The organism is Streptomyces sp. NBC_00385 (assembly GCF_035917155.1).
Taxonomy (GTDB): Bacteria; Actinomycetota; Actinomycetes; order Streptomycetales; family Streptomycetaceae; genus Streptomyces; species Streptomyces poriferorum.
The window spans coordinates 6,671,857-6,695,509 of sequence record NZ_CP107951.1 but is presented as its reverse complement, the minus strand read 5'-3'; the positions used below and the strand labels follow the sequence as shown (position 1 = coordinate 6,695,509).

The window sequence follows — 23,653 nt, the reverse complement described above, 5'->3', positions numbered from 1 at the left end:
CCGCTCGTGAGCTGTCCCACCTGCCGGGTCCCCGTGCACACCCAGTTCGCCTCGCCCGAGCTCGTCGGGCCGATCGTCGAGGGCGGGCTGGACCCGGCGTCCGACCCCGCCTGGGCGGAGTCCGGCGCGAAGTCACCCGCGGAGTACGCACGCTGGGCCGGCCATCTGTGCGGGATGACCTGTCTGCGCATGGCGCTCGGTGCCGATGCCCCGTCACTCTTCTCGCTGCGGGACGGTGCGCTGGAGTACGGCGCGTACACCGAGGACGTCGACGGCGGGATCAGGGGACTCGTCTACGCCCCGTTCGCCATGTACGTACGTGAGAGGCACGGCCTGGAAGCCACCGTCCACCGGGATCTCGCACCGGCGGAGATCCTGGACCTGCTGGACGAGGGCCGGTCCGTCATGGCGTCCGTGCACTACGCGATCCGTCACCCGCGGCGGCCCGCACCGGGACGCGGCGGCCATCTGGTGCTCCTGACCTCGCGCACGGCCGACGGAACGGGCGTGCATTTCCACAACCCGTCCGGCACATCGGCCGCGACCCGGGCGGCGGAGCTGCCGCTGGCCGGCTTCGAGCGCTTCTTCGCCGGGCGCGGGGTGTCGCTGAGCGCGACGGCGCCACAGGGTGACGCGGCGCCGGGAACGGGAGCGGGCCCGGGGGCGTAGCCGGCCCCCGAGCCCTGTGATTGCCGCCTGTACGGCACGCCGGCACTTTTAAAGGTCCCGTGTCAGTTTTATGTCGCCGCGTCCTGCCTTTAGACGACCGCAGACCGAAGCTCCGCGGGCCGGAGTCGAACCGGCATCTCGACGCGCACGGGCACGGGCCCGGTTGATCCGGCGATAGACGGCGCATGCTGAGTCTGGAGCAAGAGTCTGAGATTGATCGCGGTCTGCCTCTGCCATTTGGGCCACCCCGGCCCGAATCCGTACGGGACGTACGGAAGTGCGGAAGTGCGGAAGTGCCGGGGGGAGGACTCGAACCTCCACTTGAACCGCGTCGTCACGACAAACTTCAGTTTCAGCTTTGCGCTCCTCGCGCACCCCGGCCGCGTCGACCGCCGCCGGGGATTCCATGGTCGGTCACCTCATCCGAAGAGGTAACCGAAGACCGCATCACCCACCCGCTGGTCCGTGACGTCCACGCCGTTGGCCTCCTCGCGGGCGAACTTCACGGCCTGCTGGAGCTTCTCCACCCGGTCGAGCAGTTCGTTGATCCGCCGCGCGGGCAGCGCACCGGAGAACTTGACCGTGGTCCAGTAGCCGATGGGGATGTCCTCGTAGTACACCTCGACCTGCGCCGGGTGCTTCTCGGTGGCCTCCGCCTTCACGTGGTTGCGGGGCACCTTCTTCGTCCGCAGGGTCCGCACCGGCTCGGTCTTCCAGGAGTCGGTGGACGGGTCCTGGGTCCATGCCTCGGAGGCGTCGAGCACCGGGAGCTTGCGGACGAAGGTGTTGATGTCCGTGAGCTGCTTCTCCAGGAAGAGCAGATACGACACCGGCACGCCGCTCACCAGTACGCGTCCGTCGACCGAGACGTCGGCGCGGGCCGCGCAGTTCGCCCAGTCCTTCGTGGCGGTCACGTCGAAGAGGCGGGTCAGCGTCGCCGCGGTCTCCCGCAGCACGTCCTCGGCCTTGATCTGCACCAGGGTCGACTCGGGCGGCAACTGTTCGCCCTCCTCGTCCTTCGGCTGATAGGTCCGGGAGATCCCGGCCAGCAGACCGGCCTTCTGGAGGCCGTGATGCGCCGCCGTCAGGTCCTGGTGAGCCTTGGACTTGACGCCCTTCTCCACTGCGATGATCTGATTGAGTTTCGCCACGTCCAGGAAGCTAGCAAGAGCAACACACCTCGCACCAGCGCTTTTTGCCGCCGCGGATCCGCCCGGGAGCCCGCTCCCGCCCGTTCGGGTGGTTTCCGCGCGACGCCCCTGCGCCGCCGCTGCCGGGCGGGGGCGGCTTGCCACAGTGAGCCCCGCGCGCCCGCGCCTGCCCCCGCTTCCGGAACGAAGGGCCTCTCCCATGTCCCGCCTGCCCCACCCCATCGCCGCGAACGACCCGGGCCCGTCCGACGGATCCCCGGATGTCCGCCGCCGCCCGCGTCGCCGTGCCGCGCTCGCCGCTGCCACGGCGGGCCTCGCGGTCCTGGCCGTGGGCACTCCCGTCGCATACGCCACCCTGGGGGCCGACTCGCCCGCGGACGCCCGGCCGGCGGCTGCCGCGCGCGGCAAGGCGTACATCGAGACGCGGCTGTTCTTCGGCACCGAACGCCCGGACGGCGGACCGGATGTGACCGACCGGCAGTTCCTTGCCTTCATCGACGCCGAAGTCACCCCGCGCTTCCCCAACGGGCTGACCATCCAGGACGGCCGGGGCCAGTGGCGGGACTCCAACGGTGTCGTCGAGCGGGAGCGCAGCTACGAACTGACCCTGCTCTACCCGGCGTCCGAGGCCCGGCTGCGCGATCCGCAGATCGAGCGGATCCGCAACGCCTACGAGAAGGCGTACGCGCAGGACTCGGTGGCGCGGCTGGAGGAGCGCACGACGGCCGACTTCTGATCCCGAACGCGGCGCAGGCCCGCGGTGTTCAGATCCCGGCCTCCCGCCGCCTGCACAGGAGACGTGCCGCCGTGTGCACCCCCACCACGGCCACCGGCAGGAACGCCAGCCCGGTGGCCACCGTGCGGCCCCCGCCCACCGGGACCCCCGCCTCCCGCAGCCGGCGCAGCGCCCAGAGCGAGTACGGAATGACGACGGTCGGCGATGTGACCACGCCCGGGGTGTAGCCGCCGTACGCCGCCGACTGCGCCAGATGCACCACGCCGTGCAGTCCGAACCCGGCCAGAACGGTGCCGAAGAACGGGCTGCGTCCGCCGGTGCGTGCACCGTCCGCGGCGGCGGCCGCGACGATCCCTCCCATAAGGCCGATGGCCGTGTTCACTTCGCGCTGCGAGAGGGCCGTCCGCCGCCACACCCGTTCGGGCACCCACGGCATTCGCTTCCTGAGTTCCGGCCGGGCGGTCCGGAGCCAGCCCGCCATGGTGGCGATCTCCTCCAGGTCGTTGGCCGCCCAAGCTGCCAACAGCCCCCACGTCACCGCTCCGGAGACCTTCTTCTCCTCCATCACCACTCCTTCCGTGCCCGTCCGAGCAGTGGTGCCCGGCCGTCGCACGCAGAGTACAATGCAACGCAACGTTGCGTTGCATTACTGGAGGAGTTGCCGCCATGCCCGCCCCGTCTTCGCGCCACCGCTCCGGCAAGGGCCCCCGGGCCGCCGAGGCGATCTTCGATGCCACGCTGCGCCTGCTGGCCGAGCGCGGCTATGCGGGGCTCACCATCGAAGCCGTCGCCCAGGAGGCCGGGGTCAACAAGACGACGATCTATCGCTGGTGGCCCTCGAAGGCTCCGCTGCTGCACGCCGCGCTGGTCGGCGCCCGGGTCCTGGACATCGATGTTCCCGACACCGGCACACTGCGCGCGGACCTGATCGCTCTGACGGAGCAGGTCATCGACCTGGTCACCGGCGCGCGGACCCAGCCGGTCGTGCGGGCCGTGGCCTCGGGGTCGGGACTTCCGGACGACGAGCTCGCCACACTGACCCGCGACTTCTTCGCCGACCGGTTCTCCCGCGAGGAGCCGGTGTTCACACGGGCCGTCGCACGGGGCGAACTCCCTCCGGGCGCCGACCCGATGCTGTTGCTCGACCTGATCGCCGGAGCCGTATGGATGCGGGCGCTGCTGCGGAGCAAGCCGGTTCCGCCCGGTTTCGCCGCTGCCGTCGTGGACGCCGTACTGCCCGCCCGGCAGAGCGCCTGAGCCGTCGGGTACTGTTCCGCGGCCGGGTGCCGCTGCACCGGACATCGACCAGCGGGGAGCAAGCCTGATGGGCACGCCTGTACGTCACTTCACCGCGACGACCGAGGAGGGGCAGGTCTTCACGGTCAACATCGAGCGGGACTTCAGGTACGACCCGTACCGCGACTTCCTCGTCTGTACGCACTGCGACTGGTCGCCGTCGCTCCTGACGACCCGGCGGCTCCTCGACATGGCCGGGGAGCACCTGGCGTCCGCACACGGTGCCGGCCGCGGGCTCGCGCAGCAGGACAACGAGTCGTTCCGCAAGGCCCGGCTGATCATGCTGCCCGTCGTCGCGGTGCTGCTGATCGGTCTGCTGGTCTTCCTGAACAGCTGATCCGCCGGCAGGGTCAGCCGCCGCTGAGTTCGAGCAGCGCGCCCACCGGGTCGGAGTCCGGCGCGGCCCTGGGCCACCATTCGTCCTCGCCCGGGTCCGATTCGTAGCCGTACCACCGGCCGTCGTGGCCGAAGCGGAGCTGGAGTGTGCCTCCGGGGTGGGTCAGGTGGTTGCGCCAGGGCTGGAAGCGCGGGAATCCGGCCGCCGCGAGGGCCGGGCGGGCGCGGTCGAACGGACCGGCCGGGGGGTCCCACGGTGTCTCCAGGACGGTGAGGCCCTCGGCTCCGCCCTGACGCCAGGCGGCGACGGCCCGGGCCAGGTCGGTGGTGTTGCGGCCGGTGGCGGACGCCAGTTCGCGGTAGAGGGCGCGGGTGGTGGCGGTGAGTCCGGCCGTGGGGCGGGCGGCTGCCAGCCGGACCGCGTCCTGCCAGGCGGTGAGACCCGCGAGCGGGTCGGTACCGGTGATGAGCAGCGCGTGGGCGCGGGCGGCGGCGTCGGTGGCGAGCTGGTCGAGGGCCAGGGGGTCCCGGGCGCCGGGGAACTCGGGGTACGAGGGCGGCCGGCCCGGATGCGGCTCCACCGGGAACGGGGCCGGCAGCGGCGGCAGGAAACGGTCGGAGAGCGCCTCCTGGGCCGGTACGGACGGGGTGGCGGGTGCCGCGGGCCGCTCCCGCGCGGAGTGGGCGGCGTTGCGACGGCCCAGGTCCTCCACGAGTTCGCGTTCGCCCCGGCCGCGCAGCAGCAGGAGGACGAACGGGTCGGCGTCCAGGAGCCGGGCCATCTGGTAACAGAGCGCCGCCACGTGCTTGCACGGCCAGCCGCGGTCGGGGCAGGAACAGCCGGGGTCGAGATCGTCCGCCGCGGGGAGCAGGGTGATGCCGGCGGCGGCTGCCGTGTCGGCCAGGGAGTGCGGCATCTCCTTGGCGAGCAGTGCGGCGAGGTGGCCGGGGCGGGCGGCGACCGCGTCGAGGAAGGTGTCCCAGTCGGGGTCGGTGAGCGTGCGCAGCCGGAGCTCGGCACGGTAGGGCCGGGGGCGGCTGCCGTGTACGTAGGCGACGACACGACCGGGGGTGACGGTGATCGCCGCGACGTTGCCGCTGTCCGCGTACGCGCGTCCGCGGGCCAGCCGGGGCGCGTCCATCGAGAGGTCCTCCAGCGCCGTCACCCAGGCCCGGCCCCACCAGCTGTCCGCGAACGGCTCGTCGTCGCCGGAGGTGCGCGCCGGCACGGCCTCGAAGGTCCGCCGCAGGTCGTCGGGGCCCGGGCGGGACCGGGCGACGGGCCGTGCGCCGGAGGAGTGGGGGCGGGGGCTCATGACGGCCTCCGGAGCGAGACGAGGTCGGCCAGGTCACGGTCGCTGAGCTCGGTCAGCGCGCTCTCGCCGGTGCCGAGCACGGCGTCGGCCAGTGCCCGCTTGGCCAGCAGCATCTCGCCGATCCGGTCCTCGACGGTGCCTTCGGCGATCAGCCGGTGCACCTGGACGGGCTGGGTCTGCCCGATGCGGTAGGCGCGGTCCGTGGCCTGCTCCTCGACGGCCGGGTTCCACCAGCGGTCGTAGTGGATGACATGGGCGGCACGGGTGAGGTTCAGCCCGGTGCCCGCGGCCTTGAGGGAGAGGAGGAAGACCGGCACCTCGCCGGACTGGAAGCGGTCAACCATCCGTTCCCGCTCCGGCACCGGTGTGCCGCCGTGCAGGAGCTGGGAGGGGATCGCGCGCGAGGTGAGGTGGGCGGACAGCAGCCGGGCCATCGTCACGTACTGGGTGAAGATGAGTACGGAGCCGTCCTCGGCGAGGATCGTGTCGAGGAGTTCGTCGAGCAGGGCGAGCTTTCCGGAGCGGCCGGTGAGGCGGGTGGGCTCCTCCTTCAGATACTGCGCGGGGTGGTTGCAGATCTGCTTGAGGGAGGCCAGCAGCTTCATGATCAGGCCACGCCGGGCGATGCCTTCCGACGCCTCGATGTACGCCATGGTCTCGCGCACCGTGGCCTCGTAGAGCGTGGCCTGTTCGCGGGTGAGGAAGACGGGGTGGTCGGTCTCCGTCTTGGGCGGCAGCTCGGGGGCGATGCCCGGGTCCGACTTCTTGCGGCGCAGCAGGAAGGGCCGGACCAGCCGGGAGAGCCGCTCGACCGCTTCGTCGTTGGCGATGCCGGCGGCGGTTCCGGTGTTCTCCACGATGCGGGCGTGGCGGGCCCGGAAGGCCTTGAGGGGCCCGAGCAGCCCGGGAGTGGTCCAGTCGAGCAGGGCCCAGAGCTCGGAGAGGTTGTTCTCGACGGGGGTGCCGGTCAGGGCGACCCGGGCCGGGGACGGAATGGTGCGCAGGGCCTTCGCTGTGGAGGAGTGCGGGTTCTTCACATGCTGTGCCTCGTCGGCGACGACCAGTCCCCAGCTGTGGGCGGCCAGTTCGGCCGCACTGGAGCGCATCGTCCCGTACGTGGTGAGGACGAAGCCGTTGTCGGGCTCGGCGAGGGTGCGGTCGGTGCCGTGGAAGCGCCGCACGGGGACGCCGGGTGCGAAGCGGTTGATCTCCCGGTGCCAGTTGCCCAGCAGCGAGGCGGGGCAGATCACGAGCGTGGGTGCGGGGTGGGCGCGGTGCAGATGGAGGGCGATGAGGGTGATCGTCTTTCCGAGGCCCATGTCGTCGGCGAGGCAGCCGCCGAGGCCCAGCGACGTCATCCGGTCCAGCCAGGCCAGACCGCGCAGTTGGTAGTCGCGGAGGGTGGCGTCGAGGCCGGGCGGCGGTGCGACGGTGCTGTCGTCCTCGACGATACGGGCGCGCAGTTCGGCCAGTGCGCCGACCGGCACCGCCTCGATCTGCTCGCCGTCCACTTCGGCGCTGCCGGTCAGCGCGACGGCGAGTGCGTCCACCGGGTCGAGCAGGCCGAGCTCCCGCTTGCGTGCCTTGCGTACGAGCGCGGGGTCCACGACGACCCACTGGTCGCGCAGCCGTACCACGGGCCGGTGTGCTTCGGCGAGCACGTCCATCTCCGCCTCGGTCAGCCTCTGGTCGCCCAGCGAGAGCTGCCAGTTGAACGCGAAGAGCTGTTCGGCGTCGAAGAACGAGGTGCCGTCGGTGGCCGATCCCGGCGCGGGTCGCACGACCGCCGCCGCGGTGAGCGAACGGGCGAGCTCCCTGGGCCAGTGCACGCTCACCCCGGCGGCTGCCAGCCGCGCCCCGCCGGCGCCCAGCAGCTCGTACAACTCGTCCTCGGTGAGGGCCAGTACGTCGGGGACCGGCTGGTCCAGCAGCCGTTCCAGCGGGGCCCAGACGCGGGCGGCGCGGCGCAGGGCAAGCACGGCGTCGATCCGGGCCCGCGGACCGAAGGGCTCGCCCGCCGAGCCGTTCCACAGGGCGGCCGCGTCGACGACGTAGGTGGGATCGGCGAGGCTGTGCACCTGCGTGATGGCGGCGCCGGCATGCCGCGAGGGGGCCGGTGTCGCGTCGTCCCGGTCCTCGGACGGGCCGGCCGGGTCCTCGGTGTCGAAGAGCTCGTACGCGGAGAGGTCCAGGCGCAGCGACACCCGTACGCCCGCATCCAGTCCGGCCGCGACCTCCACGGCCCACTCGCGGACGCCGGGCAGATGGCGGCCCTCCCGGGCGGCGAAGGGTGCGCCCATGGCGAAGGCGGCCGCGGGGGTGCGGGGCAGGGTGTCGGCCACCGCGTCGAGGAAGGAGCTGATGAGCGGCTCGGGGTCGGGGACCTGGAGGGGCGTGCGGTCGGGGAAGGGGGTGGCGTATCCCTCGGCGGGCATGGCCGCGGCGACCGCGCGCAGATGGGCGACGTCCTCGGCGTCACGCGGTCCGGCCCGCCAGGCGTCGTGATCGTCGGCGGTCAGGCCGGGCAGCATCCGGCCGCGGGAGACGAGGTGGAGCGCGTGCAGGGTGGCGGCGCCCCAGCACCGGGTGGCGGGGTGCGCGGACCGCAGGTGGCGGGCCCGGGCCAGCAGGGGTACGGCCTCGGCCAGGGGAAGCAGCAGGGCGGGCACGGTGCCGCGGCGGATGTCCCCCTGCTCGCCGTGGCGCCGGACGACGGTGATCTCGGAGGTGCGCACGCCCGAGCCGTCCGCCTCCGCGGGTGCGGATGCGGATGCGGATGCGGATGCGCCCACCCTGGTCCCGGTGGCGGGAGCCCACAGGTCACCCGGGTCGGGCAGGGGGTGTCCTTCCGGGTCCCAGAACGCGATGCGGCCCTCACGGGGGAGCGTGGCCGGGAGGAAGACCGCGGCGCAGCGCAGCAGGCGGACGGTGGCCGCGTCGTGCGACGGCGGCGGTTCGATACCCATCGGCCCCTCCCTCTTCCTGTCCGGGCCCTGTCGTGAGACCGGTCGTGAGCCCTGGCGTCCTCGGTCCTCCGTGCCTGGTCAGCACGGCCGTCACGGGAACCCTTCGACTCGCGAGTCTAGGCGGGGGGTCTGACAGCGGACCGGCCGCCGCCGGGCCCGCAACTCGTACGGGTCCGGCAGCGGCCGGAGCGTGACCGGGCGTGACCGGCCGTATGGCGGGCCGGCCGGTACGCCGGTGGGTGGGGTCAGTGCCTGGCGAGCGGCTTCGAGCCGGTGGGGCGGGGCTCCCCCGAAGCCGGGGCCGGGGCCGAGGCCGCCCGCGGGGCGGGACGCAGATGCCCGGGGGGCGACGCCGACGGGCCGGAGGGTTCGGCGGGTGCGGGCGGGGCGGGTTCCTGCGGCGCGCGGTCCACGGCCTGCGGCGGCGCCGGCTGCTGGGCCCGTTCCAGGAAGCGGAGGAGCTCCACCGGGAACGGCAGTACCAGGGTGGAGTTCTTCTCCGCCGCCACCGCCACCACGGTCTGGAGCAGCCTCAGCTGCAACGCTGCGGGCTGGGCCGACATCTCCGATGCCGCCTCGGCCAGCTTCTTGGAGGCCTGGAGCTCCGCGTCCGCGTTGATGACCCGGGCGCGCCGCTCACGGTCGGCCTCCGCCTGGCGTGCCATGGAGCGTTTCATCGTCTCCGGCAGCGAGACGTCCTTGATCTCGACCCGGTCGATCTGCACACCCCACCCCACGGCAGGGCTGTCGATCATCAGCTCCAGGCCCTGGTTGAGCTTCTCCCGGTTGGAGAGCAGATCGTCCAGATCGCTCTTGCCGATGATCGAACGCAGCGACGTCTGCGCCATCTGCGAGACGGCGAACCGGTAGTCCTCCACCTCCACCACCGCGCTCGCGGCGTCGACCACCTTGAAGTAGATGACCGCGTCCACCCGCACCGTGACGTTGTCCCGGGTGATCCCGTCCTGCGCCGGCACAGGCATGGTCACGATCTGCATGTTGACCTTGCGCAGCCGCTCGACGCCGGGCAGCACCATGGTGAATCCGGGCCCGCGCACATCGTTGCGGAGCCGGCCGAGCCTGAGCACCACACCCCGCTCGTACTGCTTGACGACCCGGGCGGCCGCCGCCGTGTACACGGCGCCCGCCGACACCGCCGCGACCGCTGCGATCAAGAGCTCCTGGACCATGACGGCCCCCTGCCATCCGGAGATACCGGAACGAACGTGCGCCTCACACCGAGCAAAGCGCTATTACCACGTTATGCCCCCTTTGCGCAGCGGGCGAACCTCCGCCTGCCCTCCCGTCCCCCGCCCGGCCGTCTCCCGGATGCCGGGCCCGCCGGGAGCGGGCAGGGTGACCAGCGTCAGCACGTCGCTCCGCCGCGTACGGGGTGGCGTGACGGAGTGCGTACGGATGAGCCGGACGAGACAGACGAGGACCCGCCCATGCCCGTGATCGACCACCGACGCCGCCGTCTCGGCATCGCCGCCGGGACCGCGCTCCTGACCCTCACCGTCGCGGGCTGCTCGGGCCTCGGCCGGACCGCCGTCGGCCCGGTCATCTACACGACCGAGCGGGACGCCGTGATCATGGTGAACAGCCCCTCGGTGAAGGGATGCCACCGGCTCGCCCCCGCGGGAGCCAAGGAAGTGCTCAACGAGACCCTGATCGACATCATCCTGTACCGCACGCGGGACTGCACCGGCCCGGGCACGACGTACCTGGCGACCACGCTCTCCGACGTCAACGCACCCAACGCGCTGCCGTGGCGCAGCTTCACCACCGTTCACTGACCGGACGGGACACGGGTGCGGACGTGCACCGGGTCGCACCCCGCCGGGGTCGCGACCCGGTGCACGTCCGCACCCGTGCCGGCCTCACGCACCGCGGCGGATCCGTGCGACCAGTGCCGCCGTTCCGTCCCGGCGGTCCCGGGCGATGAGGACCATCACCACGATGAGCACCGCGGGCATCACCGCGTTCGGCGGGTCGAGCAGCGTCAGCTGGACGACCGAAGCCCCTGCCAGCAGCCCGCAGAAGGCGATGGCCGCCACCCCGGCGAGGACGGGGATCAGCAGGGCGACGGCGCCGGCTGTCTCCAGGCCTCCGATGACGTACATCGCACCGTGGCTCCAGCCCATCCGGTCGAAGGACTCGAGGGCGGACTCGTGCGCGATCAGCTTGGCGATTCCGCTGAAGCCCAGGAACAGGGCGAGGACGTACCGCGACACGCTCAGCGCGACGGCGCCCCGGCCACGGCGACCGGCGGCGGATGCGGGAGTGGCGGACGGGGATACGGGCGTCATGATCTCGGACATGGTGGACTCCTCGGGGAAGCGGTGCGCGGTGTCGCTCACACCAGGTCAGACCGGCTCCCCGCCGAAAACTCATCGCCCCGCCGCCCACGGATTCGCCCTGCCGCCACGCTACTTGGGCACGGCCCTCACCCAGGTTCCGTCCTCCGTGAGATAGCGGTCCACCCGCAGGCCGGCCGCGTCCAGGCAGCCCTCGAACTGCTCCTTCGACAGCGGTCGCGAGAGGAAGGTCTGCGTCCAGCGCGCATCCGGGAACTCGTACACACAGAGCACCGAGTCCACCCCGTCGCCGACGGGATCCGCGGAGACGATCCGGACCGTGTACCCCGACGGGTGGACGCGCTCGCGCGGCAGACCGACGTGGGAGTCCTCGCCCTCGCGCTGGATGAGGACCACACCGCCGTCGCGCACGTATCTGCGGCAGGTCCGCAGCAGTCCCTCCCGCACCCGGTGGTCGCCCGAGTGCACCAGGAACGACGCCAGCATGACCACGTCGAACGTCTCGTCACCGAGGTCCAGTGACTCGATGGGGCTGCACACCGTGCGCGCGCCGCGCACCTGCTCCAGCATCTGCGCCGACTCGTCCACCGCCGTGACATCGAACCCGCGGTCGACCAGAGGGCGCGTCACCCGGCCCGCCCCGCTGCCCAGTTCGAGAATGCTCGATCCGGCGGGGACGGCCGCGGCGATGACGTCCGGTTCGCCGGCGACGGCCAGTCGTCGGTACAGCTCGACCGCGCAGCCGTCCGGGGTGATCTCACCGGGCCCTGTCCCCGAATAGCCCTCACGCACCACTCGTTCGCTCATACCCGGCCGAACGAACGGTCGGCGACCGCCGTTCCCCGCCCCGGACCGACCGTCCGCGGCCGCCGTTCCCGCGCCTCATACCGAACGGCGGGCGACCAGCGCCGCGCTGAGGTGCTGGAGGTCCATGGGCCGGGCCGGGGAGAGACCGGTCAGCCGGCCGATACGGCGGATGCGGTAGTCCACGGTGTTCGGGTGGACGTGCAGGGCGGCGGCCGCCGCCCTGCGGTCCAGGCCGTGAGCGAGGTACGTCTCCAGCGTGTGCAGCAGCTCCGGTTTGGCCTCCAGCGGGTGCAGAAGCCGGGCGAGGCCGTTCAGGGCCTCGCTCGGCCTGCTCAGCTGGTACTCCAGCAGGACGTCGGCCAGCCGGTACAGGCCCGCGGGCCGTCCGCTGCGGGCGACGAGTCCGACGATCTCGGCGTTACGGGCCACGGCGGCCGGCACCGCCGCCGGTTCCGTGGTCTCGGCCGCCGCGGTGACCGGCACGCCCGCGGCCCGGGCGGCTTCGGCGATCAGCCCGACCAGCCCGCCCGGTCCGCTCCACGGCGGCGGCTCGGCGACGGGCAGCAGGACCGTGCCGCCCGTCTCGTCGAGAGCGGTCAGCGCGGGCGTACCGGCGAACCGGTCCAGGGCCGTGCGGATCCGGCGGATCTTCCTGCGGGCCGCCACTCCCGCACCGGGCCCCGGGGCCTGGACCACCTCGTCGTCGTGCGTGCCGAGCGCGAGCGTCATCGTCAGATACCGGGCGGCCGGGCGCAGTCCGGTGCGCCGGGTGAAGCGTTCCAGGTCCTCGCCCGTCAGCAGGGCGGCCATCAGGGCGTGCCGGCCGCCGTGTTCCTGGCTGTCCAGGATCTGGCGGGCCTCCAGATAGGCGCCGCTCACCGCGGAGGTCAGCTGCTGCTGGAGGACCATGATGCGGTTCATGATCTCCAGGACGGCTGGAAGGTCACCGGGGCCGGCGTCCTGGGCGGTCTCCTCCCAGCACATGGCGATCCCCACCTGGTACGCGGTGAGGATGGCGTCGAGCGGCACGCCCTCCTCCGCGCGCTGGGCCGCGGAGTCGCGCTGCTGGGCCAGTTCGGTGTCGGTGGCGGGTCTGCGGTGTTCGACGACATCGGCGAAGAGCCGCAGATTGTGCTGGACGATGTCCGCGATGTCGCCCGCGATCTCCTCGTGCGGCAGCTCCGCGTAGACCGGCAGATCGCTGAGGAGCCGGGCGACGACGCGGGTGGTCAGGGCGGGGGCCCGAGCCCTCAGCTGGGCGGCCACCGGGCGGTCCCCGATGCACAGCGGCTGCCGCGCACCGGCTCCGCGGCAGGCCTCCAGGCCCCGCACGGCGGCCCGCTCTTTGTCATGCGTCACAAAAGCCCCCGCGGAAGTCTGCGTTACCCACCAGTTAAACGACGGCGTCCGAGTCTGCATGATGACCGGCGACACCCGCCATGCCTCGCCCGCCCCCCACCGGAGGTTGCCGTGAACTCACCGCGTACTCAAGCACTCTGTCGGATCGTCAGAACGTCGGCGGTCGCGCTCGCCCTGGCCGGTCTGGGCCTCGCCACCGGCGCGTCCGGCGCCTCGGCGGCAGCCGACGACACCACGTCGTATGTCGCGCTCGGCGACTCGATGGCCTCCGGGCCCCTCATCCCGGACATCACGGGTCCCGTGGCCTGCGGCCGCTCCACGCACAACTACGCGCACGAGCTGGCGGCGAGCATCGGCGCCTCGCTGCGCGACGTCACCTGCAGCGGAGCCAAGTCCAAGCACATGACGGAGAAGCAGTCGCTCTCCCTGCTCGACATCCCGATGGGCTCGGCGGCCCCCCAGTTCGACGCGCTGCGCCCGGACACCGAACTGGTGACCCTGACGATCGGCGGGAACGACGCCGGTCTGGTCGGCATCGCGCAGGACTGCATGCAGCTCGACCCGACCGCCACCCCGTGCAAGGACAAGCTGACCGAGGGCGGCGTCGACCAGGTGGCGCAGCGCATCGCGGAGTTCGCGCCCCGGCTGGCAGCCGTACTGGACGGCATCCACCAGCGGTCGCCGCAGGCCCGGGTGATCGTCACCGGCTACGGGCTCTACATCAAGCCGGGCGGCTGCTGGCCGCTGCAGCCCGTGCTCCCGGTGGACGCCGACTTCCTCCAGGGCAGCGTCAACCGGATGAACACGGTGATCGCCGAGCAGAGCGCCGCGCACGGCGCCGAGTACATCGACCTCGTCACCCCGAGCAAGGGCCACGACGCCTGCCAGGCACCGTCGGACCGGTGGCTCGAAGGGTACGTGCCGACCGCGGCCGCCGCCCCGCTGCACCCCAACCGGCAGGGTGAGGCGGCCTACGCCCGCATCATCGGCGCCCACCTCCAGGGGAGCTGACCCATGCGGCAGCGGCTGCTCCACGGCCTGCTCGCGGCGGCGCTCGGCGCGGCCGCCCTGCTCGCCCCGCCCGCCCACGCGGCCCGGGCGGGCCACCCGTCGGCCCCGGGCTGCGATCCGCTGGCACCCGTGGAGTGCCTGCTGCCGTTCCCCAACGACTGGTACACCCGGCCGGACCGGGACACCGACACGGGCCGCCGGGTGGACTTCGCCGCCGCGGTACTGCCCCGCGCCACGACCGGGCTGCCCATCGACCCGACCGCCTGGAACCGGTCCGACGGCTTCTCCCCCGGCTCCGCCCTGATCGCCCAGGTGCCGGGACTGGACCTGTCGGCGACCGGCACGGCCCCGCTCACCGACATCGGCCGCTCCCTCGAACGGGACGCCCCGGTCGTCCTCCTGGACACCACCACCGGTGAGCGGTGGCCGTACTGGGCCGAGCCCGACACCAACGCCACCGATCCGGCGCGCCGGGCCCTGCTGATCCATCCGGCCCGCAACCTGCACGACGGCCACCACTACGCCGTGGCCCTGCGCCGCCTCAAGGACGGTGCGGGCCGCACGATCCCGGCAGGCGCCCCGTTCGCCGCCGTCGCCGGGAAGCGGCTCCCCGCACACGACCCGCTGCGCGCCCGCCAGGACCGCCTCCGCCCCGCCCTCGCGGCCCTGCGCAGGGCCGGGGTCACCACCGAAGGGCTCAACCTGGCCTGGGACTTCACCGTCGCGTCCACCCGCAGCCTCACCGGCGATCTGTTCACCCTCCGCGACGACGCGTTCCGCCGCCTCGGCAACCGCTCGCCCGGCTTCACCGTCACCGGCGTCACCGACTTCACCGCCGCCCAGGACGCCCGGATCGCCCGCGAGGTCACCGGGCAGATCACCGTACCCAGCTATCTCGGCCTGCCCGGCGGCCCGCCCGGTTCCGTACTGAACCGCGACCGCGACGGCGTCCCCCGCAGGCTGCCCCTCAACAACCAGCTCGCCACGTTCCGCTGCGAGATCCCCCGCTCCGCCTTCCGCGCCCCCTCCCACCCCTCGCTCTACGGACACGGGCTGCTCGGCTCCCGCTCCGAGGTCGGCGCGGGCAACGTCAAGGACATGGCCTCCGAACACAACTTCACCTTCTGCGCCACGGACTGGATCGGCATGGCCAAGGAGGACATCCCCGTCGTCCTCGCCGCGCTCGCCGACCCGAACCTCTTCCCGGCCGTCCCCGAACGCAGCGAACAGGGCATGCTGAACGCCCTGTTCCTCGGCCGCGCCCTGATCCACGCCGAGGGACTGGGCACCGACCCCGCGTTCCGTACGGCAGAGGGCCGCCCGCTCGTCGACACCCGGCACGGTCTCGCGTACGACGGGAACAGCCAGGGCGGCATCCTCGGCGGCGCTCTGGTCGCCGCCTCGCACGACATCCGGCGCGGGGTACTGGGCGTCACCGCCATGAACTACGGGCTGCTCCTCAACCGCAGCGCCGACTTCGCACCGTTCCAGCAGGTCCTGGACGTCGCCTACCCGGACAAGCTGCGCCAGCAGCTCGTCCTCCAGCTGTTCCAGATGGTGTGGGACCGCGGTGAGACGAACGCGTACGCGAACCACCTCACCGACCACCACCAGGTGCTGATGCACATCGCCTACGGCGACCACCAGGTCGCGAACGCGGCGGCCGACGTGGAGGCGCGCACCATCGGCGCCCGCCTGCTGTCCCCCGCGCTCACCGCCGGCCGGAGCCCGGACACCGTTCCGTACTGGGGCATCCGCTGCATCGGCTCCGGCCAACTGCCCTACCGGGGATCGGCCATGACCGTCTGGGACAGCGGCACCCCCACGCCTCCGCGCACCAACACCCCGCCCGCCGGTCCCGAGTACGGGCACGACCCGCACGAAGATCCCCGCAACTCGCCCGCCGCACGTCAGCAGAAGGCCACCTTCCTGACCACCGGCCGTGTCATCAATGTCTGCGGCACCACTCCGTGCACCGCCACGCCCACCTCCTGACACCCCCTCCCCGCTGGGAACAGACGGGGAACAGACAAGGAGCACCATGCGTACGCACCGCATCGCCGGAGCCGCCGTCGCGGCCGCCCTCCTCGCCGGAACGGCACTGGCCCCGTCCGCGCTCGCCGCACCGCCGGCCGCCACGGCCACCGCGCAGTCCGCGGTCCCGTTCACCTCGGCCGGCGCCGTGCGCGCGGCCGACGGCGGACACACCCTCTCCTGGGCCTCACCGGCCGCCTCGGTGACCGTCACCGCCGTCACCTCCCCCGACGCCACCAGCGGCGTCGCGCTCGGCACGGCCCCGGGCACCGGTTCCCTGGCGGTGCCCGCCGGAACGCTCCCGGAGACCGGGCGCTGGTACTTCCGCCTGGTCCCGGACGGCGGCACCCCCCTGGTCGTCGCCGACCGCTCCCTGGGGCTCGCCTCCGCCCGCAACTTCCGTGACATCGGCGGCTACCGCACCACGGACGGCCACTGGGTGCGCTCCGGCCTGGTCTACCGGTCCAACAAACTGAACAGCCTCACCGACGCCGAGCAGCAGCGGCTGGTCTCCCAGCGCCTCACCCTCGACGTGGACCTGCGCAACGCCCAGGAGCGCCACGACGAACCGGACCGGCTGCCCGCGGGGGTCACCTACCAGGTCGCCGATGTCGTCTCGCTCAGCCACGGCATCCGGTTCCACGACTCGGCCCTGATGACGCTGGCCGAGGCCATCGCGGCCGGTCTCTTCTCCGGCTCCTCCGACCTGGGCCAGTCCATCGGCTACCCGTTCATGGTCAACTTCGTCGGCGCCGACTACGCGTTCCACGACCTGGTCACCGCCGTCGCCACGAACAACTCCGGGGCCACGGTCTTCCACTGCAGCGCCGGCAAGGACCGCACCGGCTGGGGTACCGCCGTCCTGCTGACCCTGCTCGGCGTACCCCGGGCCACCGTCGAGGCCGACTTCCTCGCCAGCAACCAGTACACCGGTGACCCGGAGGCCGTCGAACTGAGCTGGCTGCACGCGGCGTTCGCCGAGGTCGACCAGATCTACGGCGACTTCGACAGCTACGTACGCGAAGGGCTGAAGCTCGACGCCGCGACCGTGGAGACCCTGCGCGCCAAGATGCTGACCGGCTGACCGGCCCGTCCGGTCAGCACCCCGGGTAGCGGCCCTCCGGCCACGCGGGGGCGTGCGCGAACTCCAGGGACAGGTCGTCGGCCACCTCGGCGATCACGGCCCGTCCCTCGGTACGCACCAGCCACGACGGCGGCAGGCACGTGTCGCCGTGGTGTGCGCCGAGCAGGTTGCCGCAGACCGCGCCGGTGGAGTCGCTGTCGCCCGAGTGGTTGACCGAGAGCAGCAGCGACTCGCCGGCCAGGCCGGGCCCCGGCAGGACCAGGGCGCAGTACACGGCGATGGCCAGGGCCTCCTCGGCCACCCAGCCCGCGCCGAGCGACTCCACCTTCTCGGCGCTCGGCGCCCCCTGCGCGGCCAGTTCCACCGCGCCGCGCAGGGCGGCGGTCGTCTCCTCGTGCCCGGGGTGGCGGGCCAGCAGGTCCATGGCGCGCAGGACGGAGCCCGGCAGGGAGTCGCCCTCCAGCAGATGGGCGACGATCGCCGCGAGCGCCCCTGCGGCGTAGGCGCCGGTGGGGTGGCCGTGGGTGATCTGCGCGCACCGGGCGGCGAGCTCGAAGCACCGGGCGGGGTCCTGCCCGGTGAGGCCGAAGGGCGCGGAGCGCATGACCGTGCCGCAGCCCTTGGAGCCGGTGTTGACGGGGCCCGGCCCGCCGACGGGTCCCCCGGGGTCGGGGGTGTGGCCGGAGGCGAGCCCGGTCAGGCAGGCGTTTCCGGGGGCCCGGCGTGCGTACAGCCAGGGCTGCTGCCTGAGCCATCCGGTCCGGACCGGGTCGTCCCCGCCGCGGGCCGGCGGCGCGGGATGGTTCTGGGTGTCCAGCCAGCGCAGGTAGGCGTGCTTGATGATCGCCGTCTCCGCGCCGCCGATGCCCTTGGCCGCGGCCCGGGAGTGCGCTCTGATCAGCCCCTCGGCGGTGAAGAGGGTCATCTGGGTGTCGTCCGTGACGCGTCCGGTGACGCCGTCCTCGTCCGCTGTGAGGTCGCGTACACCCTGCTCCCCGTGCGCCCGGCGTATGCCGGTGAGCGACAGGAACTCCACCGGGTTCCCCAGTGCGTCCCCGATCGCCCCGCCCAGCAGACACCCGCGGACGCGGGACCTGCGGGCTGCGGCGTCCCCCCATGCTGTGCCGTTCACGGCCGTCCCCCACTCTCTTCCGTCGGAACGCCGCACACGCGCCGTCGCGGGTCCATGCTGGTAGGAGAGGCGATCGCCATGCGTACCGGTAGTGAACCGACGACTGCCCGCAGTTCCCTGCGGATGCGGCTCTGGCTGAGTCTATGGGGCCTGGCCTGGGCCGTCTTCGGCCTGGCGGCGTTCACCTGGACCGGCAGGGCGGGGTGGGCGTCGGCCTGCGGGGTGCTGCTCGTGCTGGTGCTGGTGGATCTGGCGGTGATCGTCCACCGCCTGCACCAGGGCCCGCACTACCAGCCGGGCCGCTCCATCCCGCCGTACGAACCCGATCACGGGGGCCGGGGGCGGTACGGGCACTGAGCGCGGGACCCGCTCAGCCCTCCGCGTCGAAACGGGCGGCCTTCAGGTACTCCGGATTCGGGTCGAGCGCCGCCGCCAGCCGGAAGTGGCGCGTGGCCCGCTCGGGGTGGCCGGAGCGTTCGAAGGTGCGGGCGAGGGCGAAGTGCGCGAACGCGTTGTCCGGCTCACGCTCCAGGACCAGCTCGAACTCCAGCTCGGCGGGGCGCAGCTGGGCTGCCGCGAAGAAGGCGCGGGCACGCAGGAGCCGGGCCGCGGTGTTCTCCGGGTGGGAGGCGATCACCGAGTCGAGCAGCTGGACCGCGCCACGGGGGTCGCGCGCCGCGAGCAGTTGTTCGGCCGCGCGGAAGTCGATGACGTGGGTTTCGGGGTTCCTCTCGGGCACGGTCACATCCTTCCCACGTCCACCGTCAGGTGAACGTCTGCCTCCACCGCCGGCTGAACGTCGGCTCCACCGTCAGGTGAACGTCTGCCCGGCCGCCGGTGTTCCGACCGCCGGGATCAGCCGGCCGCCGCCCGCCGGGTCAGTTCGGCCCAGACCTCGCGGACCTGCGGTTCCAGGGCCTCGATCGCTCCGTCGTTGTCGATGACCAGATCGGCCACCGCACGCCGCTGCTCCCGGGTGGCCTGTGCGGCCATCCTGGCGCGCGCCTCCTGCTCCGTCATCCCGCGCAGGCGTACGAGGCGGTCGAGCTGGGTCTCCGGCGCCGCGTCGACCACGATCACCAGGTCGTAGAGCGGGGCGAGGCCGTTCTCGGTGAGCAGCGGAACGTCGTGGACGACGACGGAATCGGGTCCCGCGGCACGTTCCAGCTCGGCGGAGCGGGCGCCGACCAGCGGGTGGACGATCGCGTTGAGGGCGGCGAGGCGCTCGCCGTCGGCGAAGACGACCGAGCCGAGCTTCGGCCGGTCCAGTGTCCCCTCGGGCGTGAGGATGCCGGTGCCGAACTCCCCGACGACGGCTTCGAGCCCGGGGGTGCCGGGCTCGACGACCTCGCGGGCGATCCGGTCGGCGTCGATGAGGACGGCTCCGTATCCGGCGAGCATCCGGGACACTTCGCTCTTGCCGGCGCCGATACCACCGGTCAGGCCCACTTTCAGCATGGGCGGCAGCCTAGTGCCCGCCGCCCGGCGCTACTGAAGGAGGCCTGACAAGAGGTCCGGCCCGGCTCAGCCGTCGCCCTCGCGCTCCGCCAGGAACTTCTCGAATTCGAGACCGATCTCGTCGGCGGAGGGCAGGTCGACCGGCTCGGCGACCAGGTTGCCGCGGGTCTCGGAACCCGCGACGGCGTCGTACTGGTGCTCAAGACCCTCGACCAGCGAGACGAGCTCCTCGTCGCCCTGGCCGATCTGGCGGTCGATCTCCGTCTGGGTGCGGTGCGCCTCGGTGCGCAGGGAGTGGGCGACGGACGGCAGGACGAGTCCGGTCGCGGCCGTGATCGACTCCAGCGCGGTGAGCGCGGCGTCCGGGTAGGCGGAGCGGGCGACGTAGTGCGGCACGTGTGCGGCGACACCGAGGACGTCGTGTCCGGCCTCCATCAGCCGGTACTCGACGAGAGCGGCGGCGGAACCGGGCACCTGCGCCTCGTCGAACGGGCTGCGGTGGCCGGGCATGAGGTCGGTGCGGTTGCCGTGCGGCGTGACGCCGACCGGACGGGTGTGCGGAACACCCATCGGGATGCCGTGGAAGGTGACGGCGAGCCGGACACCGAGCCGCTCGACGATCTGCTCGACCGCGGCGGCGAACCGCTCCCACTCCACGTCGGGCTCGGGCCCGGACAGCAGCAGGAAGGGCGCACCGGTGGCGTCCTGGACGACCCGGACGTCCAGCGTCGGGGTCTCGTACGACGACCAGCGGTCACGCTTGAACGTCAGCAGCGGGCGCCGTGCGCGGTAGTCGACGAGGCGGTCGTGGTCGAAACGGGCCACGACCTGATGGGGCAGCGATTCGAGCAGCCCGTCGACGATCTGCTCACCGGTCTCACCCGCGTCGATGTAGCCCTCGAAGTGGTAGAGCATGACCAGACCGGCCGACTCCTGGGCGAGCGCCATGTCGACGACAGCCAGGCCCTTCGGCTCCCATTCGTACAAACTCTGCGGATCAGGCACGGTTACCGCTCCTCCTTGTGTTCCTGAAGAAGAACGTCCCGGGGGGCACGGGCATTCCCGCCCGTGCCCCTTCACATGGTGTTTACCCAAGTACCCGCGTATGCAGTGCCGTGACCGCCTTCCGTGCGGAGGTGAACGCTCCGTGCTGCCAGGCGTCGGCGTAGCTCAGGTAGTCGCCCGCGAAGTAGACCCGCCCCGCTGCCTGGTTGAGCGGTGCGAAGACCGGGGCGTCGGGGCCGCCGGACAGGGAGTGCCAGGAGGCCTCCAGGTACGGGGTCTGGCGCCAGTGGTGGGAGAACGAGGTGGCCAGTTCCGTACGGTACTTCTCGCCGTGGATCTTCACCCCCTGCGCGACGGCCCGCGCCTCCCGCTCGCGCGGGGTCAGGGCGGCGTACGCGTCCGCGTTGGAGCCGGTGTTGTAGTACCCGATGATGGTGCCGCGGCGCCCCTGGTGGCCGTAGGACGGGTACCAGATGTGGGCCAGGTCCATGTCCGTCTCGGTGATGCCGCCGTAGATCTGGTGGTCGCTCTCCCACCAGCGGTTCCGGTACTCCAGCCCGATCTTGCCGGCCGAGGACGGCTTGCATGCCTCGAGCGCGGTCTGGACGGCCGGGCCCAGGTTGTGGGCGGTCTTGGCGAGGATGTTGGGCGGCAGGGCGGCGACGCAGTAGTCCGCCTCGATGCTGCGGGTGCGGCCGGACTGTGTGTACGTGACGGTGACGCCGTGGGCGGTGTCGGTGATCTCCGTGACGGCCGCGCCGGTGCGGATCCTGCGCTCGCCTATCGCGCGAGTGAGCGCGGCGGGTATCCGGTCCATGCCGCCGACCGGCTGGAACATCAGCATCGCCTGGTCGTACTCGAACTCGAAGGCGAAGTAGCGTCCGACGCCGCTGGCGAAGACCTCGGACGCGGAGGGGACGGACCCGAGCTCCTCCCCGGGGGTTCCGGCGGCCGCGGGGTCGACGCGGTAGCCGCGCCGGGGGCTTCCGGTGTAGTCGAGGGTGTCGCCGATGTCGCCGAAGTCCTTGAGGAACTCGAGCAGCCGCTCCTGGTCGTCGGCGGTGATCTGCCGGTCGAGAGCGCCCTTGTCGGTGGCCTTGGAGAGGAGTTCGGCGACGTAGCCGTACACATCTGCCTTGGCGGTGCGGTAGCGCACCGGGGCCTTCATGCCCGCCTTCTCGTTGTAGAGATAGGCGTTGGCGTTCACGTTGGTGAACACCTCGATGGGAACGCCGAGTTCGCGGCAGTAGTCGAGGGTGACCATCCACTGCGGTATCCGGCCGGGGCCTGCGTTCATGTACTGACCGTCGGAGAACCGCGCGGTCTGCTTGACGCCGTAGATGTCGGTGGTGGAATCACCGCCGCGTACGGTGAAGTTGCGGCCGCCCGTGCGGCCGCGGGCCTCCAGGACCGTACAGTCGTAGCCCGCCTTGCCGAGCTCGTAGGCGGTGGCGAGGCCGGCGATGCCGCCGCCCACGACGACGACCTTGGCGGCGGCCTTCCCCTTCAGGTGGAAGTCGCCGCTGCTGGGGGCGCGGAAGGCGGGTTCGCGGCTTGCGGCCTGGGCGGTGGGGGCGAGGCCGAGTGCCCCCATGGTGGCGAACATCGCGCCCGCCCCGCCGGAGAGTCCGACGTTGCGGAGGAAGGTGCGGCGGCTCGCGCCCGGTGTAGCGGGCGAGTGGTGCGAAGCATGCGTCATGTCCCGGCTCCCCTTCGGATCTTGAGGTTGCCGGGATCCTGACAAGGGTGTGTTACGAGCCGTCAGCTGTTCGTGTATCCCACACGTTTCCCTGTGTTCACCACGCCCGGAATCGTTCGAGCAATGGTCCAGACCTTGACACGCCCTCACCCCATCCCTACCGTCACTGGGCAGAAAGTTCAGACACTCGCCCCACATTCATGTACGAGAACGTCCTGAACCTCCCACGGGAAGGCCCCCCATGCGCACCCGCACCCCGCTCCCCGCCCTGCTGGTCACCGCCCTCGCCTCCGGCACGCTCGCCCTCACCTGCGCCGGTACGGCAGGTGCGGCGACGGTCATCGAGGTGAGCACCGCCGCTCAGCTCAAGTCGGCGCTCACCGCTGCCGGTCCGGGCGACACGATCCACCTCGCGGACGGCACGTACACCGGCAACTTCAAGGCCCTCGTCCCCGGTACGGCCTCCGCGCGCATCACCCTGACGGGCTCGGCGGGGGCGGTGCTCACGGCCGGCGGCGGCTACGGTCTGCACCTCAACGGCGCCTCGTACTGGACGGTGAAGGGCATCACCGTCACGGGCGGCCAGAAGGGCATCATGGCCGACGGCGCCAACGGCGTCGTGATCGACTCGGTGACCGTGCACGACCTCGACATGGAGGGCGTCCACTTCCGCAAGTCCAGCAGCGACGGCATCATCCGGAACTCCCGGATCTACGACACCGGGCACGACGGCCGCGGCATGGGCGAGGGCGTCTACGTCGGCACGGCGGGCGACCTCTCCGACCGGAGCGACCGGGTGCAGATCCTGGACAACACCATCGGGCCGGGCGTCGGCGGCGAGAACGTCGACATCAAGGAAGGCACCACGGGCGCACGCATCGTCGGGAACACCTTCGACGGCAGCGGGCTGACCGGCGCCAACTACGACGACTCCTGGGTCGACGTGAAGGGCAACGACGTCCTGGTCCAGGGCAACCACGGCTCCCGTACGACCAACAACGGCTACGAGACCCACACCCAGCAGAGCGGCTGGGGCTGCGGAACCGTCTTCAAGGACAACGTGTCGGACCTGTCCGGCTCGACGGGTGACAAGCGGCTCGCGGTCAACGTCACGAACTACAGCGCGAGTTGCCCCACGACGGTCCACGCGAGCAACACCGTGACCGGCGGCAACGGCCTGACCAACATCGCCGTCACCCCGTAACGGCTCGCCCCGGAAACGAGTGAGGCCCGCCCCCCGAAGGGAGCGGGCCTCACCGTCATCTACTGCAGCCGA

Annotated in this window: 23 protein-coding genes and 1 tRNA gene; 10 read left to right on the top strand and 14 right to left on the bottom strand. The window is 72.2% G+C overall.

Annotated features, from left to right (window positions below; genetic code table 11):
• Positions 1 to 6 precede the first annotated feature (6 nt).
• On the top strand, positions 7 to 669 hold the full coding sequence (locus OG959_RS29855; protein WP_326663449.1) for a peptidase: 663 nt from the start codon (positions 7 to 9) through the stop codon (positions 667 to 669).
• A gap of 294 nt (positions 670 to 963) precedes the next feature.
• On the opposite strand, the gene OG959_RS29850 is transcribed toward OG959_RS29855, so the two are convergent.
• Positions 964 to 1,050, bottom strand: a tRNA-OTHER gene (locus tag OG959_RS29850).
• Positions 1,051 to 1,088: 38 nt separating this feature from the next.
• On the bottom strand, positions 1,089 to 1,820 hold the full coding sequence (locus tag OG959_RS29845; protein ID WP_326663447.1) for a DUF7873 family protein: 732 nt from the start codon (positions 1,818 to 1,820) through the stop codon (positions 1,089 to 1,091).
• Between the two features lie 199 nt (positions 1,821 to 2,019).
• Between OG959_RS29845 and OG959_RS29840 the strand changes: the two genes are divergently transcribed.
• Positions 2,020 to 2,556: a DUF3574 domain-containing protein gene (locus OG959_RS29840; protein ID WP_326663445.1), complete on the top strand. Its 537-nt coding sequence runs from the start codon at positions 2,020 to 2,022 to the stop codon at positions 2,554 to 2,556.
• A gap of 28 nt (positions 2,557 to 2,584) precedes the next feature.
• Here OG959_RS29840 and OG959_RS29835 read toward each other — a convergent pair whose 3' ends face one another.
• A complete protein-coding gene (locus OG959_RS29835; protein ID WP_326663443.1) occupies positions 2,585 to 3,121 on the bottom strand; it encodes an HXXEE domain-containing protein in 537 nt (178 codons plus the stop codon).
• A gap of 101 nt (positions 3,122 to 3,222) precedes the next feature.
• Between OG959_RS29835 and OG959_RS29830 the strand changes: the two genes are divergently transcribed.
• Both OG959_RS29830 and OG959_RS29825 read left to right on the top strand, forming a co-directional pair.
• Positions 3,223 to 3,813, top strand: a complete 591-nt coding sequence (locus tag OG959_RS29830) for a TetR/AcrR family transcriptional regulator (RefSeq protein ID WP_326663441.1) — start codon at positions 3,223 to 3,225, stop codon at positions 3,811 to 3,813.
• A 67-nt stretch (positions 3,814 to 3,880) separates the two neighbouring features.
• Positions 3,881 to 4,189 (top strand): hypothetical protein, encoded by a 309-nt coding sequence (locus tag OG959_RS29825; protein WP_326663439.1) that lies wholly within the window; start codon positions 3,881 to 3,883, stop codon positions 4,187 to 4,189.
• A gap of 13 nt (positions 4,190 to 4,202) precedes the next feature.
• Here the strand turns inward: OG959_RS29825 and OG959_RS29820 are convergent, their stop codons facing one another.
• From OG959_RS29820 to OG959_RS29810, 3 genes are all read right to left on the bottom strand, one after another.
• Positions 4,203 to 5,504 (bottom strand): SWIM zinc finger family protein, encoded by a 1,302-nt coding sequence (locus OG959_RS29820; RefSeq protein ID WP_326663437.1) that lies wholly within the window; start codon positions 5,502 to 5,504, stop codon positions 4,203 to 4,205.
• Positions 5,501 to 8,470 carry a DEAD/DEAH box helicase gene (locus OG959_RS29815; RefSeq protein WP_326663435.1) on the bottom strand — a complete coding sequence of 990 codons (2,970 nt, stop codon included), beginning with the start codon at positions 8,468 to 8,470 and terminating at the stop codon, positions 5,501 to 5,503. The genes OG959_RS29820 and OG959_RS29815 overlap by 4 nt, the downstream gene beginning before the upstream one ends.
• Before the next feature lie 245 nt (positions 8,471 to 8,715).
• Positions 8,716 to 9,660, bottom strand: a complete 945-nt coding sequence (locus OG959_RS29810) for a slipin family protein (protein ID WP_326663433.1) — start codon at positions 9,658 to 9,660, stop codon at positions 8,716 to 8,718.
• Between the two features lie 258 nt (positions 9,661 to 9,918).
• On the opposite strand from OG959_RS29810, the gene OG959_RS29805 reads away from it, so the two are divergent.
• Complete coding sequence (locus tag OG959_RS29805; RefSeq protein WP_326663431.1) at positions 9,919 to 10,266, top strand: hypothetical protein; 348 nt, start codon at positions 9,919 to 9,921, stop codon at positions 10,264 to 10,266.
• Between the two features lie 84 nt (positions 10,267 to 10,350).
• Here OG959_RS29805 and OG959_RS29800 read toward each other — a convergent pair whose 3' ends face one another.
• From OG959_RS29800 to OG959_RS29790, 3 genes are all read right to left on the bottom strand, one after another.
• Positions 10,351 to 10,791: a DoxX family protein gene (locus OG959_RS29800; RefSeq protein WP_326663429.1), complete on the bottom strand. Its 441-nt coding sequence runs from the start codon at positions 10,789 to 10,791 to the stop codon at positions 10,351 to 10,353.
• Between the two features lie 108 nt (positions 10,792 to 10,899).
• On the bottom strand, positions 10,900 to 11,595 hold the full coding sequence (locus OG959_RS29795) for a class I SAM-dependent methyltransferase (RefSeq protein ID WP_326663428.1): 696 nt from the start codon (positions 11,593 to 11,595) through the stop codon (positions 10,900 to 10,902).
• Between the two features lie 75 nt (positions 11,596 to 11,670).
• A complete protein-coding gene (locus OG959_RS29790; protein WP_326666692.1) occupies positions 11,671 to 12,882 on the bottom strand; it encodes a PucR family transcriptional regulator in 1,212 nt (403 codons plus the stop codon).
• A gap of 183 nt (positions 12,883 to 13,065) precedes the next feature.
• Here OG959_RS29790 and OG959_RS29785 point away from each other — a divergent pair, with 183 nt between their 5' ends.
• From OG959_RS29785 to OG959_RS29775, 3 genes are read left to right on the top strand one after another with little or no spacing between them, the layout of a single operon-like run.
• Complete coding sequence (locus OG959_RS29785) at positions 13,066 to 13,965, top strand: SGNH/GDSL hydrolase family protein (RefSeq protein ID WP_326663426.1); 900 nt, start codon at positions 13,066 to 13,068, stop codon at positions 13,963 to 13,965.
• 3 nt (positions 13,966 to 13,968) lie between these two features.
• Positions 13,969 to 15,960, top strand: coding sequence for a hypothetical protein (locus tag OG959_RS29780; RefSeq protein WP_326663424.1), 1,992 nt, complete (start codon positions 13,969 to 13,971; stop codon positions 15,958 to 15,960).
• Positions 15,961 to 16,006: 46 nt separating this feature from the next.
• Complete coding sequence (locus OG959_RS29775; protein WP_326663422.1) at positions 16,007 to 17,083, top strand: tyrosine-protein phosphatase; 1,077 nt, start codon at positions 16,007 to 16,009, stop codon at positions 17,081 to 17,083.
• A 13-nt stretch (positions 17,084 to 17,096) separates the two neighbouring features.
• Here the strand turns inward: OG959_RS29775 and OG959_RS29770 are convergent, their stop codons facing one another.
• Positions 17,097 to 18,215 carry an ADP-ribosylglycohydrolase family protein gene (locus OG959_RS29770; protein ID WP_326663421.1) on the bottom strand — a complete coding sequence of 373 codons (1,119 nt, stop codon included), beginning with the start codon at positions 18,213 to 18,215 and terminating at the stop codon, positions 17,097 to 17,099.
• A 78-nt stretch (positions 18,216 to 18,293) separates the two neighbouring features.
• Here OG959_RS29770 and OG959_RS29765 point away from each other — a divergent pair, with 78 nt between their 5' ends.
• Positions 18,294 to 18,572 carry a DUF6343 family protein gene (locus OG959_RS29765; RefSeq protein ID WP_326663420.1) on the top strand — a complete coding sequence of 93 codons (279 nt, stop codon included), beginning with the start codon at positions 18,294 to 18,296 and terminating at the stop codon, positions 18,570 to 18,572.
• A 13-nt stretch (positions 18,573 to 18,585) separates the two neighbouring features.
• Here OG959_RS29765 and OG959_RS29760 read toward each other — a convergent pair whose 3' ends face one another.
• The 4 genes from OG959_RS29760 to OG959_RS29745 form a co-directional block, all read right to left on the bottom strand.
• A complete protein-coding gene (locus OG959_RS29760) occupies positions 18,586 to 18,954 on the bottom strand; it encodes a tetratricopeptide repeat protein (RefSeq protein WP_326663418.1) in 369 nt (122 codons plus the stop codon).
• A gap of 116 nt (positions 18,955 to 19,070) precedes the next feature.
• Positions 19,071 to 19,673: a dephospho-CoA kinase gene (gene coaE, locus OG959_RS29755; protein ID WP_326663416.1), complete on the bottom strand. Its 603-nt coding sequence runs from the start codon at positions 19,671 to 19,673 to the stop codon at positions 19,071 to 19,073.
• Between the two features lie 66 nt (positions 19,674 to 19,739).
• Positions 19,740 to 20,678, bottom strand: coding sequence for a PAC2 family protein (locus OG959_RS29750; RefSeq protein ID WP_326663413.1), 939 nt, complete (start codon positions 20,676 to 20,678; stop codon positions 19,740 to 19,742).
• Between the two features lie 82 nt (positions 20,679 to 20,760).
• Positions 20,761 to 22,284: a flavin monoamine oxidase family protein gene (locus tag OG959_RS29745; RefSeq protein WP_326666691.1), complete on the bottom strand. Its 1,524-nt coding sequence runs from the start codon at positions 22,282 to 22,284 to the stop codon at positions 20,761 to 20,763.
• A gap of 334 nt (positions 22,285 to 22,618) precedes the next feature.
• Here OG959_RS29745 and OG959_RS29740 point away from each other — a divergent pair, with 334 nt between their 5' ends.
• Complete coding sequence (locus OG959_RS29740; protein ID WP_326663412.1) at positions 22,619 to 23,581, top strand: right-handed parallel beta-helix repeat-containing protein; 963 nt, start codon at positions 22,619 to 22,621, stop codon at positions 23,579 to 23,581.
• Positions 23,582 to 23,653 lie beyond the last annotated feature (72 nt).